The organism is Acinetobacter lwoffii (assembly GCF_024129715.1).
In the GTDB taxonomy this organism is placed as follows: Bacteria; Pseudomonadota; Gammaproteobacteria; order Pseudomonadales; family Moraxellaceae; genus Acinetobacter; species Acinetobacter lwoffii_U.
In genome coordinates this window covers 35,414-48,310 of the sequence record NZ_JAMXXM010000008.1, presented here as the reverse complement: position 1 = coordinate 48,310, position 12,897 = coordinate 35,414, and the positions used below count along the sequence as shown (strand labels likewise).

Below are 12,897 nucleotides of genomic sequence, written 5' to 3'. Positions count from 1 at the left end.
GCGCATTATACCGAGATAATGCGCATTTTTCTGCTTTTCATCTGTAAAAAAATGCTTTTTTAACCTGAGGGCTTAGCGTGCCTCATCAATCCATGCCATTTGAATGGCTTCAAGCAGACCTTCAGTCGACTTGGTCGGATCATCTTCAAACTCAGGCAAAGCACACACCCAGGCATGTAAATCAGTAAAACGAATCCACTGCGGGTCCACATCTGGATGCGCTTCATAGAGTTCAATCGCGATATCGAGCGTGTCAGTCCAACGTAAACCCATCTCTATTTCTCACCATAATTGCTTTGATGCTGTACTTTAACAAATCTGTGAAAATCTGCGAGCCTTTGCTCCGGCTTTCACTTATTTTTACAGCACAATATTCAGATAAGGTGCGGTCAGGACAATGGCAATTGCCATCATGCCACCCAGAATTGCGCCAACTGCCACATCACTTGGATAATGCAATCCCAGCACCATTCGGGACACTGCGACCAGAACCGTAAAAGGCAACATCAGCATCAGTAATAAAGGTGCGACATAACCTAAAACGGTGGTTGCCATCACGGCATGCAAGGTATGCCCGGAAGGAAAACTGAAATGATCCAGTGGATGCTCACCCAAACGGATCACCTGATGCACCTGATAAGGACGTGGCCGTACGGTTTTGATTTTAAGCACCTTGTAAATAATGGTACCTATAGTACTTCCCAAAATCAGATAAACAATCTGCACGGTATAGATCAAGCCTTGCATGATCCAAACCAATATCAGCATGAAATACCAAAATGCACCATTTCCTAAGCGGCTAATCATTTTAAAAAAAGTGGCAATACGGACTGAATGCGAAAAATGATTCAGATAAACACAGCCTTTCAAATCGATTTCTAAAAATTTAATCTTTACATTCTGGAGTTTCACACTGGTGCTCCTTTCTTGTTTTATATCCTGTATTCCTGTTGCTGTACCAGTGAATACAGTGCCTGTTCAAATTGCCGGACTGGATATTGCCAGCCTACTTTTTCGGCTTTTTTACGTGCTTGCGCGCCCATCTGCTGTAATCTTTGCAGATCAGGCAGTCCGAGCATCTGCTGAATCAAACCCCGCTGATGTCCAAGTCTGCTCAACCATCCCGTTTCACCATGCTGCACATGCAAGTTTGCACAAGCATAATCATAAGCAATCACTGGCAAGCCACTGGCCATCGCTTCCAATACCACATTTCCAAAGGTTTCAACCTGACTGGCAAAACAGAATACATCTGCACTGGCATACGCCGCTGACAGTTTTTCTCCTGTCAAGCTACCGGTAAAAACAATACTGCCATCCTGATTCAGTTGTTGCAGTCGAGTGCGATCCGGCCCATCTCCAACCACTACCAAACGTATATCTTGCTGACGAACTTGGCGCAGCACAAAATAGGTTTTGATCAGCACGTCAATTTCCTTTTCAGGAGAAAGCCGTCCGACATACAACATCACCCGGGTCTCGTTTGAAACTCCCCAAGCATAGCGCAAATCTGGTGATCGCCACTTTGGTGAAAATGTATCTGGATCGACGCCTCTGCCCACAACTGCCAAGGGACAAGTTACACCAAACTGATTTAAGGCTTGAGCCGTGCTTCGACTCGGGACACAGGTCAAATCAGTATTATTATGAAACCACTTTAAATAGCCTTGAATTGGCTTCAGTAAAAAAGCCAAATCAAAAAACCGACTAAATTCCTGAAATGATGAATGGAAACCGCTAGAGACTGGAATTTTATGGAATTTTGCAAGCTGCTGAGCTACCAAACCCAAAGGGCCTTCGGTCACAATGTGAATAATATCGGGTGTAAAAGTTTCAACAGCTTGATGGATTTTTAAAAATTGCGGTCTACCAAACTGCAAATTGCTATATTTAGGAATGCAATGCGCTTTAACCAGACATTCACTATGCGGTTTAAAATCGTTACAGGCTTGTCGTTGTTCTGGACGTATTAATAAAATCTTATGCCCCTGTTTTTGTAATCCTTTACAAAGTTGCAATAAAGCATGGGCAACACCATTGATTTCAGGAGGCCAAGTTTCGGTAACGATGGCAATTTTTAAACGGGCCCGTGTCAGATCTTCTAAGATAATTTTGTCACGAATGGCTTGTTTACGTTGTTCTTTTAAATCAAACTGGATTTTATGAATAACAGGTCGTTGCTCTAATAATTCTGAGATGGAAATTTGTTGCATCTCACACCTATTCGTTTATATTTTTCACCCAGTATAGAAAGATCTCATGACTATTTGATGAATAAAAATAACTAAAAAAAGCTAAAAATAAATCTTCTAAATTATTATTTATATTAAAAAAATAAGTGAATACCTATTATTTCTTAGACTAAAAAGATATTCACTTTATACAGATCTCCATATAATTCCCTCATTTCTATGATTTAAAAATTAATATCGACAGAAATCCGATCACGATAAGTTCCAGCTGGAACCCCATTAAAAGGATTCTCTTCAAGTTGAACTGAAACGATATATTTCTGTCTCTGTGAAGCTCCCTGATTCACTCTGACTCCCCATAACCCACTATTTGCACCACTCAAATTTAATTTGGTACGTAATTTATTAGGACCGTTAGACACATAACTTATCCCGTTGGAACTCACCAGATTCTGACTATTAAATAAAATTGAATAACCAGTATCACATGAAATATTAAATGAAGTGGCAGCCTGACTACGCTGATAGCTGGCTAGACGTAATTCTGGAGTGGTAAAACCATCAATCGAGCAATATTGGGCCATGGCTATTTCACTCATACTGAGTGCGGCAATAAATAAAAAGAGCTTTTTCATTTTTCTACTCCTACTTACATATAGTTTCCAGAATTTGTTTGTCTGAATTCTGGAATTGGTTTTCATTCAAAATGAATTGAGCCTGGCACTGTTGTCCTCTATTAGTCTTCACTTTAATGTTGTAAGTGCCTGCTTTAAATAGATATAGGTAAACAATACCCTGACTATCAACAAAAGAAGGTTCTGTACTGAGACCATCCACAAGAACCTCAGAGCCTATGACTAAATTATTTTGTTGTGCATCTTTAATTCTTAGCGCAATACGTTTGGTTTTATAGATAGGAAAATCCAGCTTATATCCACGTTGATCCAGACCAATAATTTTTTTAGAAGAGTGTTCAAAAGTTTCTTCCATCGCTAACTGGTTATGGTCAAAAGAAATATCGTAATGGATATAAGGGATGATGTTATGTATAAACATATAGCCTTGATTATTGGTGCTTCCAGCTAGACTCGCTGAACGATAGATATCAAGATTTGGATGTTGATCGACCTCAACCAGAGCAAAAGCATTATCAGCATATTTGGTGAATGCTATTTTACTACCTAGCCAAACCAAGGCGCCCTCAAACATAGCCTGTGAATTACGACGATTCTCATATTCATCATGAGAAAGTTGTAAATTACCAATACTGGTTTTCCATAAACCATAAGCATTGTAATTAACTTCTTCTTCAGTGCGATTAACCCCCAAAACATAATCAAAACCATTCTGAGTCATCGTTCTGTGACTAAAACTTAAACTCGTTTCATTATCTTCAGTATCGTGATTTAAATAAATTTGACCCTTTTCTTCCCAATCATAAGATAAGGCGATATTGAAACCATGATCCCCATCATTCCCAAAATCTTTATAAAAGCCAAAATTTGTATATAATTTTTTTGTTAAGCTTTTTGAAGCTCGAATATCAAAAATTTTCTGAGTATCATTACTAAAACCATTTTGATCATAATAAGATTGATAAATATAACTAAGATTTAATCCATCAATGAATCCCAAATTGGAAAAATTAAAATATAGAATATTTGAGGCTTCAATATTAGAGTCATATATATCACCACTTAAATATTGATATTCCTGAGTAAAATATCGACTATTTATACCAAAGGACCAGTTTCTAAAATCCCGACTCAGGGCTATCGAAGCCGCATATCCTTGTTCATCATCCGCTTCTGTCTGGCTAACTGAAAATGCACTATCCATAAGCAAGTATTTACTTATTCCTTGGGTCCATAAAAAATCAAAATTGCTGACATCTTTACTATATAAAAAATCTCCTCCCAAGGTCATTGAAGAAGTTATACCCCGCCGATAAAACAATTTTGTAAAAAACTCCCGATAATCATCATCGACATAATCATAGTTATATCTAAGTTTACCTAATGAAATATTATATTCGTTCAATTTTGGCTTTAATAATCGACTATTAATATAAACCGGAAAACTCTGGACGCTCCTATTCCCTAAAATATCTTCTACAACAATTTGTGCATCACCCGCCTGATTTAGCATTGCTCCAGCAGGAAGATTATAATTACCAGGGGTCACAGAATCCCGATATAAACGCACCCCATTAATATATAGATCAATTGTTGAGGGTACGCTTGCACTTCCATTTAAAGTAGGCGCATTCCAGTAAACAAAGTCTGGACGATTGGTATAGTTGGTACCAAAGCTTAGCCCCCCAAACCGAAAAGAATTATTTAAACTGCTATAAGGACTTGTCGTATCTCCCAAGGTAAGTCTTGAAAAGATTTTTGGAAATTCAACATCGAGCGTCGTATTGACACGTAAAAATCCTTCTTCAATATCTTCAGGTTCATTACGATATAAAAAAGCATTTTTTAATAACCAATAATCTTTAAATATCCCAATTTCTGAAAATGTATTAAACTCTTGTTCTGCATCATCTTTATTATAAAATAAACTATAATTAACAAACCCTCCAAAATTCGCTTTCTCGGGATTTTCTACCTCTAATTCATAATGAGTATCTTCAAAATAATTGACTGGAAAGTTAATTTTAATGGCTTGTAAACTATAGTCATCTTCAACTGTTACACCTGGTTGATTCAATAAACAGAACTCCTTCTTGACCAAGTGACGGGGGATCCTTTCAATGTGAATTCCTATTCTGGATAAAGCCTCACACTCAATATACCTCTGCCCTCCATCAGAAAAATGAATTGCTTCAGTTTTATAATCTAAGCCATTTATCCATATATTTACGATGAACATTTCTAGATTGTCTTTCTGCACCGTCTGTTGAACATTTTCAGCATTTACATTTGTTAGCCCCATCCCACACGCGATCATTAGAAGAATTTTAGTGACCTTCATAGCATCATCCTTTTACTATTTATTCTTTTTGTAAGCATCTTCTAGGCTTTTACAGGAAATTCCAAATATCCCTCATGGTCTTCCACTTTTATTTTTAACTTCAAATCTCCATTTTCTTTTAATTCGCCAAGTTCAAATTTAATTTTATTTCCACTCAAAATATATTGAACAAAATCTTTTTTCATGAGTTGATTATTTTTATCATCCAATACTATAACTTCAGTAATTTTTGCATGAGATTTAGATAGATTATTTACATTTAGATAAGCCAGTTCATTAATTTTTTGCAAATCTATATTTAATTGTGGTGTAACCTGTTTTCCAGCAAAAAAAGGCAGTGAGAAGTTAAACAAAAAATTAATCGAAGAATTATCATCAACTGGTGTTACTTCTTTAAAAATGATCCTCCATGATTGCTGTTGCTCTAAATTTAATGGGGGTTGGCTAAACCCGATACGGACAACTTGTTTACTTTCAGGTTTTAGCTCAAATGTTTTTGGATTAAACAGTAAAGTATTATCCTCCAATAGAACATCTTCACCTTTTTCATTTTGCTGCCATTTAAATGCACTAATTTCATATATTTTTGAAGTACTTAATCCTGTACTCTCAATATTAACAGTTGTACTTTTCTGTCTTTTAAAATCTTGAATATAGAGTTGGATAGGACTGAACTTTATTCCCGCTGATAAAGAAAAACTAAACAAAAACAATATAGAAAATCCTATAATTTTTTTAATCATATTTCACTCCCAAACCTAAATATAATTATTATTAATCATAAAAATATTAAAATAGGAGATGTAGTACATCTCCTACTTATTCAAAATGTTATATAAAAAATTTCTTATTATTAGAATCGCACTTCTACGTTATATACACCACGATAAGTACCAGCATCAGCTGCTTCAACCGCACTACCAGCTACTGTAGCTGCGACATCCCAACGATGAGCTTGTCCTTTGGTACTTGACTGAGTGCCATAATAAGCTTTTCCACCACGTGTAGTAGTCACAACTACAGGTACAGAGTTCTCACCATTGCGCAAAGTATTTAGTGGATTAATATTTAATCGATAAGGGGCATTTGTGCTGACATTAAAGAAGCCCGCATCGCTCCAATTACCTCCGGTGGTTTGTGCAAGTGTTAATCGAGGTGTCTCAACATCTAAATCACAATGTCTTGGAACTTCCAAAACAATGTCAATTTTTCCGTCACATTTGTCTCCACATCCATGTTTGCCTGGTTTATGAGGTTTATTTGGACCCTGTTGTGGAGGACCACCTCGGTTTGTTTCTGCTGCGTATAGAGCTGTTGAACTAAAACTAAAACCCAGTACGAGTGCTGCCAATGTGGCTTGAGTCATTTTTTTCATGTTTTTCTCCATTTCTTTTTTTAAAAGAATATATTTTTCTTTTATTTTTAACGCTTATATCCCAACTCTTAGAATTCAGAGCTATTTTTCTAAGCGCAGACTCATATTAGTGCGATTATTTTCATTAGCGTACAAAGCTTTAATATTCACAATATAGCCGCCTATATTTTTATAAAATTATCTATCTATATATTTATTTGTTTTATAAGCACTTAGACTTATATATAAATTATTACAAATACAATCAATTTAAAATTATAAGCCTTCCATACTTTCACCACACTTCATTTAATAGATAAAAATACCCACAAGACATTGATATAATTATTTTTTCAAATTACTCAATTTAAATTGGAAATAAATCTTACAAATGCTTACAATTTCCAGATACTACCCTTTAAAAAAATTATTTTTTTTATTTTTTATAGTTATTTTTACAGCATCATAAAAGTTTAATATTTTTCAGCTAAACAAACAATTACAATCAAACAACACAAAGCATATATTGAACCTAGAGTATAAAAATGTAACAAAGTAAATAATTAATTTTATAATATTATTAAATTTTAATTACTATTAATTTAATTTATCAATAATTTTAATATTTAAAAATTTAATTTCAAAATTTATATTCTAATAAATATTTTTTTGATTGACATCAAGGTAAAAATAAGTTTAGTGATGTTTATTTCAATATTTTTTAATTGATTTTTTTTAGAGGTCGTACAATTACAGTTCAATAAATGATTTATACAAATCAAATAATAAAAAATTGAGTGTGGACATGATCAATAAAAATGAGTTTTTACGCTGGCTATACTTCATTTTTTGAAAAGAAAAATGAAGTGGAAATTTAGAACACATACTATGCTTTAAAACCAATATTATTACTTAATATTTTTAAATATCAATATTTTTACGTGTAAGACCCCACCTATCATAATCTTTATCTACTTTAAATACAGGTAAACTCAAACTTCTACAAAGGTTATATAACCGATCTAATTTTTCTATATTATCAGGATTCCAAGTATTAGTTTCTTTTTCTTGTGAACGTCTTAATTTCCGGTATGAACCTAATCCAAATGTTACATCAACAAAGGCATCAGGATTTATTTCCAATGTATAAATTGGTTTAAATCCTGGTGTAATTTTCTGCCATACTTGACCATCAAAATTATACTTTCGTTGACGTGGTATATGATAGGTAGAAATATAAGGTGAAATTTTTTTCACAATTCTTACCTCTTCTTAATACTTCCAAAAATGCATTTTATTAAGTAGCGCTTGTTTCAATATTTCTTTGTCTTTTCCCCAAGTTAAATTTTCAACATTATTCAAAAATTCAACAGTACATCGATTTAAGTTTTTCGGCTCTTCACTTAAATATGTGACTGAACCACAGCCTGCTGTAATAATGAATTTATCAGCATCATTCAATCCAGCTTTATTTACGTCAATTCCAATTACTACACCATTATGGCTATCTGCATAATGTGCCCACATCAATGGATTTAATGGCTGTTTAGTTAAACATGTAATTAAATACTTTCTGGAAAACTTCTGCTGCAAAACCTCATTAGAATTTCGCTTTGAAATTACATGATCATACAAGCCTAATGTTGTACATTCGAACGGATCATTAAAATCCTCTAAATGCGAAAAAGCTAATGTCCGATTATTTAAGGTTAAAAGAGCATCATCAAAGCTCATATATTTATATAAAATCATTATTCTTATCCAATAAAAAACCCCGCTTTCGCAGGGCTTTTATAGCATAAAAATCAGCCAATCAAGAGATTAGTTTTTCTATTTATCAACGATTTTGTTTGCTTGGCTCCAAGATATGAAAAACCCACTCAAATTAAGTGGGTTTTCGCATTCAAATCAATTGATTCGAGAAATTAGTTTTTCTCTTTATCTACAATTTTGTTCGCTTGGATCCAAGGCATCATCGCACGTAACTTGTTACCAGTAACTTCGATACCGTGAGCCGCATTTTGACGACGACGAGCAGTCATAGATGGGTAGTTCAACGCACCTTCTTGAATAAACATCTTCGCGTATTCGCCAGATTGAATACGTTTAAGTGCATTACGCATTGCTTCACGAGACTGTTCGTTGATTACTTCAGTACCCGTTACATATTCGCCGTATTCAGCATTGTTTGACACTGAGTAGTTCATGTCCGCGATACCGCCTTCGAACATCAAGTCAACGATCAATTTAAGTTCGTGTAGACATTCGAAGTACGCCATTTCTGGAGCATAACCCGCTTCAACAAGAGTTTCGAAGCCCATTTTAACCAATTCAACAGCACCACCACAAAGAACTGCTTGCTCACCGAAAAGGTCAGTTTCAGTTTCTTCACGGAATGAAGTTTCGATGATACCTGTACGGCCGCCACCTACGCCTGAAGCGTAAGAAAGAGCAACGTTACGCGCATTACCAGAAGCATCTTGGTGAATCGCGATAAGATCAGGAACACCTGAACCACGTTGGTATTCAGAACGTACTGTGTGACCAGGAGCTTTAGGCGCAACCATGATTACGTCTAAGTCAGCACGTGGAACAACTTGGTTATAAAGAATCGAGAAACCATGAGCAAATGCTAAAGTCGCGCCTTGCTTGATGTTTGGCTCAATTACGTCACGGTAAAGTTGAGATTGGAACTCATCTGGAGTCAAAATCATAACTACGTCAGCTTGTGCTACAGCAGCAGGAACTTCAGCAACTTTAAGACCTGAATTTTCAGCTTTCTTCCAAGAAGCAGAGTTCGCACGTAAACCTACAGTTACGTCAACGCCAGAATCTTTCAGGTTAAGCGCATGCGCGTGGCCTTGTGAACCGTAACCAATGATCGCTACTTTCTTAGATTGGATAATAGATAAGTCACAGTCTTTATCGTAAAAAATTTGCATTGCTGTCTCCGCTTAAATGCTTGTTTGTCCGTTAAATCAGGCAATGACCCTTAAATTTACATTGCCTGATACCCTCTTCTTGTTCAGATGAGGAAATACTTAAAATTTAGATGGTGAGTACTTTTTCGCCGCGTGCGATACCTGATACACCTGAACGTACCACTTCTAAAATCGTGTGTTCTGCAAGTGCATCAATAAATGCATCCACTTTTTCAGTCGTACCTGCGATCTGAATGGTATAGGTCGTTGGGGTTACGTCAACAATCTGACCACGGAAAATATCCGCAGTACGTTTGATTTCGTCACGGGATGAACCCAATGCTTTCACTTTAATCAGCATCAATTCACGCTCAATATGTGCACCTTCAGACAGGTCAACCACTTTCACTACTTCAACCAGCTTGTTAAGCTGTTTGGTAATTTGCTCAATCTTGTGATCATCGCCATAAGTGGTCAATGTCAAACGTGAAAGTGTTGGATCTTCAGTCGGGGCAACATTCAATGTTTCGATGTTGTAGCCACGCTGTGAGAACAAACCCACTAAACGGGAAAGCGCGCCTGATTCGTTTTCTACGAGTACAGAGATAATATGTCTCATTTCGTGCGCTCCCCTTTAGCCAACCACATATCCTGCATCGACTGACCCGCAATCAACATCGGGTAAACGTGCTCGGTACGATCTACCATAACGTTAATAAATACGCACTTGTCGTTAATCGCCATCGCTTCTGCAAGCTTAGACTCTAGCTCATCGGCATGATTAATCTGAATGCCAACATGACCATAAGCTTCCATCAGTTTGGCAAAGTCAGGTAATGAATCTACATAAGAACTTGAATGACGTCCTTCATAGTTCATATCTTGCCATTGTTTTACCATGCCTAAAGACTGGTTATTCAGGCACAGGATTTTTACATTCAGGCCATATTGCTTACAGGTCGACAGTTCCTGGATACACATCTGAATCGATGCTTCACCGGTGATACACACTACTTGCTGTTCCGGGTATGCAAGCTTCGCAGCCATTGCATACGGCAAGCCGACACCCATGGTGCCTAGACCACCTGAGTTGATCCATTGACGTGGACGTTTGTATTTGTAATACATCGCACCAAACATCTGATGCTGACCGACGTCAGAAGTAATGATCGCTTCACCATTGGTCACTTTGTCCAGTGCCTGAACCACTTGTTGTGGCTTCATTACACCATCAACACCTGCTTCAAAACGACCGCCATGAACCTTGCGCCATTCATTGATCTGTTTCCACCATGCCGCAATCGCTTCAGGATTTGGCTTAGAAACATTAAGCTGTTTCAACTGATTCAACATCTCATTCAATACAGGCTCTACAGCACCGACAATTGGAATGTGCGCCATAATGGTTTTTGAAATTGTCGCTGGGTCGATATCAATATGAATCACTTTGGCATTCGGACAGAATTTCGCAGGGTTATTGGTCACACGGTCATCAAAACGCGCACCCACACACAGAATTACATCTGCATTGTGCATGGTCATGTTAGCTTCATAAGTACCGTGCATACCCAACATACCGATGAACTGTTCATCATCACCCGGGAATGCGCCAAGACCCATCAAGGTATTGGTCACTGGATAACCCAATAGATGCGCAAGCTCTGTCAATTGTGCTGAAGCATTGCCTTGAACCACACCACCGCCCGAGTAAATCACAGGACGTTTGGCATGGATCAGTTCTTCAATCGCTTTACGAATTTGACCTGAGTGACCACGGAACGGTGGCTGATACGAACGCATCTTCACTTTTTCTGGGTATTCGTAAGCAAATTTCTCTGCAGGATTGGTCGCATCCTTTGGAATATCAATCACTACAGGACCTGGACGACCTGAAGACGCAATATAGAAGGCTTTCTTGATAATCGCAGGAATTTCGCTGGCATGACGCACCTGGAAGCTATGTTTCACGATAGGACGTGAAATACCGACCATATCGGTTTCCTGAAATGCATCTTCACCAATCAGATGACTCGCAACCTGACCTGACAAAATCACCATCGGGATTGAGTCCATATAGGCCGTTGCAATTGGCGTTACCGTGTTGGTTGCACCCGGACCTGAAGTCACTAGCACAACACCGGTCTTGCCTGTCACGCGTGAGTAAGCATCGGCCATGTGACCGGCAGCCTGTTCGTGACGTACGAGATAATGATTGATTCTGTCTTGTTGAAATAGCGCATCATAAATATGAAGAACTGCGCCGCCTGGGTATCCAAAAACATGTTCAACGCCTTCGTCCGCTAATGCGCGAACAAGCATTTCACCACCAGATAGAAGTTCCAACGTGATTCACCCTAATATTATTCACTGCACAAATGGGAGGCATTTGCAGTGTTTCATTTGTTAACTGTCTGCACTGTTATAGCACACAAATTTCATAGTTTTCAAAGCAATAGGAAAAAAATCTGATCTCTTCGCTGTTCGAGCAATACGGGATCTAAAACATGTTGGGATAAACATATTTTGCTTAGCTTTGTTCAATTTCTCGGCTAGAGAAATCGCCCATTGCATGAAATGACACTTAGTCGAAGGGTGATCGATCTAAGGCATATAAAACTATTGCAGCATTCTTGTGTTTTCAGGCTTTAAAGTCAAGTTTAAAAAACAGACAATCTACGCTTATAGCGCCTAGATCTGCTGTTTTTAACAGCAATATCAGCTTATAGCCATGCATTTACTGTCTTTCCTATTCATCTAATCCAATAAAATTCATAGAGTTAATGGCTTAATTTTATAAATTTTTAATATGTCTTATATAAAAAAAATGAATGAATTTTTATCAAATGAAAGGAAATTGTTTATCAATAAATTTTGTATATGAAGATTTGTCTCTGATTTCTTCTACGCTAGATTGAGCTTATTTAAGCAGCTCGCTTTGAATAAAGCAGATAAAAATCCATCATTTTTACTGAAAATATCACTACAATAATTGCAGTATTCCATGCCTAGCAAGCCGAGGTCCAAGAACAATGAAAATATCTTTTTTAACCGCCTTCAGTTTGAGTTGCCTAGTTGTTTTGAGCATCTGTAGCACCAGCGCTTCCGCGATCCAGTATCATAAATGGGTCGATGCGAAAGGCGTCACGCATTATACCAAGACGCCACCGCCGAAATCTGCGAAAAAAACCACCACAGTAGACACCTATGGCTGGAAAAATTCAGCACCGGCATCACCTAGAACGGCTGAAACTGAAGTGAAAACCGAAAACACACCTCAAGAACAACAGCAACAAGCACCTCAAGTTCCTGTGAATCAGGACCAGCAACAACGTGAAGCCAACGAAGCCTTACAGCAATCTAAAAACCGTGCAGTTGCTTTATAAGACAGCTCCATATAGAACAGCATGTTTTTTCTTCGGGAAATGCCGGCGCAAAATTCACTTTTAGGTGCATT

At 37.3% G+C, this 12,897-nt stretch carries 13 protein-coding genes; 1 reads left to right on the top strand and 12 read right to left on the bottom strand.

Annotated elements, in window-relative coordinates; all coding sequences use genetic code 11:
- Positions 1-72 precede the first annotated feature (72 nt).
- From iscX to NI462_RS07520, 12 genes are all read right to left on the bottom strand, one after another.
- Positions 73-273 (bottom strand): Fe-S cluster assembly protein IscX, encoded by a 201-nt coding sequence (iscX, locus tag NI462_RS07575; protein ID WP_004278360.1) that lies wholly within the window; start codon positions 271-273, stop codon positions 73-75.
- An 87-nt stretch (positions 274-360) separates the two neighbouring features.
- Positions 361-912, bottom strand: coding sequence for a phosphatase PAP2 family protein (locus tag NI462_RS07570; RefSeq protein WP_044109963.1), 552 nt, complete (start codon positions 910-912; stop codon positions 361-363).
- A gap of 20 nt (positions 913-932) precedes the next feature.
- A complete protein-coding gene (locus tag NI462_RS07565) occupies positions 933-2,213 on the bottom strand; it encodes a glycosyltransferase family 4 protein (RefSeq protein WP_253159862.1) in 1,281 nt (426 codons plus the stop codon).
- A 203-nt stretch (positions 2,214-2,416) separates the two neighbouring features.
- A complete protein-coding gene (locus tag NI462_RS07560) occupies positions 2,417-2,827 on the bottom strand; it encodes a hypothetical protein (protein ID WP_253159860.1) in 411 nt (136 codons plus the stop codon).
- A gap of 10 nt (positions 2,828-2,837) precedes the next feature.
- Complete coding sequence (locus NI462_RS07555; protein WP_253159859.1) at positions 2,838-5,168, bottom strand: fimbria/pilus outer membrane usher protein; 2,331 nt, start codon at positions 5,166-5,168, stop codon at positions 2,838-2,840.
- 41 nt (positions 5,169-5,209) lie between these two features.
- A complete protein-coding gene (locus NI462_RS07550; RefSeq protein ID WP_005107881.1) occupies positions 5,210-5,911 on the bottom strand; it encodes a fimbrial biogenesis chaperone in 702 nt (233 codons plus the stop codon).
- Positions 5,912-6,021: 110 nt separating this feature from the next.
- Entirely contained in the window at positions 6,022-6,543 is a 522-nt protein-coding gene (locus NI462_RS07545; protein ID WP_253159857.1) for a hypothetical protein, read from the bottom strand.
- A gap of 900 nt (positions 6,544-7,443) precedes the next feature.
- On the bottom strand, positions 7,444-7,779 hold the full coding sequence (locus NI462_RS07540; RefSeq protein ID WP_253159855.1) for a hypothetical protein: 336 nt from the start codon (positions 7,777-7,779) through the stop codon (positions 7,444-7,446).
- A 15-nt stretch (positions 7,780-7,794) separates the two neighbouring features.
- The gene (locus tag NI462_RS07535) at positions 7,795-8,274 is read right to left on the bottom strand and encodes a DUF2971 domain-containing protein (protein WP_253159853.1); all 480 of its coding nucleotides are present in this window, start codon (positions 8,272-8,274) and stop codon (positions 7,795-7,797) included.
- Positions 8,275-8,447: 173 nt separating this feature from the next.
- Positions 8,448-9,464 (bottom strand): ketol-acid reductoisomerase, encoded by a 1,017-nt coding sequence (ilvC, locus tag NI462_RS07530; RefSeq protein WP_004278368.1) that lies wholly within the window; start codon positions 9,462-9,464, stop codon positions 8,448-8,450.
- A 106-nt stretch (positions 9,465-9,570) separates the two neighbouring features.
- Positions 9,571-10,062 carry an acetolactate synthase small subunit gene (gene ilvN / locus NI462_RS07525; RefSeq protein WP_004278369.1) on the bottom strand — a complete coding sequence of 164 codons (492 nt, stop codon included), beginning with the start codon at positions 10,060-10,062 and terminating at the stop codon, positions 9,571-9,573.
- On the bottom strand, positions 10,059-11,786 hold the full coding sequence (locus NI462_RS07520) for an acetolactate synthase 3 large subunit (RefSeq protein WP_004278370.1): 1,728 nt from the start codon (positions 11,784-11,786) through the stop codon (positions 10,059-10,061). Before NI462_RS07520 ends, ilvN begins: the two co-directional genes overlap by 4 nt.
- A 686-nt stretch (positions 11,787-12,472) precedes the next feature.
- On the opposite strand from NI462_RS07520, the gene NI462_RS07515 reads away from it, so the two are divergent.
- Positions 12,473-12,826, top strand: a complete 354-nt coding sequence (locus tag NI462_RS07515) for a DUF4124 domain-containing protein (RefSeq protein ID WP_153567166.1) — start codon at positions 12,473-12,475, stop codon at positions 12,824-12,826.
- Positions 12,827-12,897: the final 71 nt, after the last annotated feature.

What these genes read in the sequence shown, in the direction of transcription:
- iscX (WP_004278360.1), bottom strand. Translation starts at nt 273, where the DNA reads ATGGGTTTACGTTGGACTGACACGCTCGATATCGCGATTGAACTCTAT.
- NI462_RS07565 (WP_253159862.1), bottom strand. Translation starts at nt 2,213, where the DNA reads ATGCAACAAATTTCCATCTCAGAATTATTAGAGCAACGACCTGTTATT.
- NI462_RS07560 (WP_253159860.1), bottom strand. Translation starts at nt 2,827, where the DNA reads ATGAAAAAGCTCTTTTTATTTATTGCCGCACTCAGTATGAGTGAAATA.
- NI462_RS07555 (WP_253159859.1), bottom strand. Translation starts at nt 5,168, where the DNA reads ATGAAGGTCACTAAAATTCTTCTAATGATCGCGTGTGGGATGGGGCTA.
- NI462_RS07550 (WP_005107881.1), bottom strand. Translation starts at nt 5,911, where the DNA reads ATGATTAAAAAAATTATAGGATTTTCTATATTGTTTTTGTTTAGTTTT.
- NI462_RS07545 (WP_253159857.1), bottom strand. Translation starts at nt 6,543, where the DNA reads ATGAAAAAAATGACTCAAGCCACATTGGCAGCACTCGTACTGGGTTTT.
- NI462_RS07535 (WP_253159853.1), bottom strand. Translation starts at nt 8,274, where the DNA reads ATGATTTTATATAAATATATGAGCTTTGATGATGCTCTTTTAACCTTA.
- ilvC (WP_004278368.1), bottom strand. Translation starts at nt 9,464, where the DNA reads ATGCAAATTTTTTACGATAAAGACTGTGACTTATCTATTATCCAATCT.
- ilvN (WP_004278369.1), bottom strand. Translation starts at nt 10,062, where the DNA reads ATGAGACATATTATCTCTGTACTCGTAGAAAACGAATCAGGCGCGCTT.
- NI462_RS07515 (WP_153567166.1), top strand. Translation starts at nt 12,473, where the DNA reads ATGAAAATATCTTTTTTAACCGCCTTCAGTTTGAGTTGCCTAGTTGTT.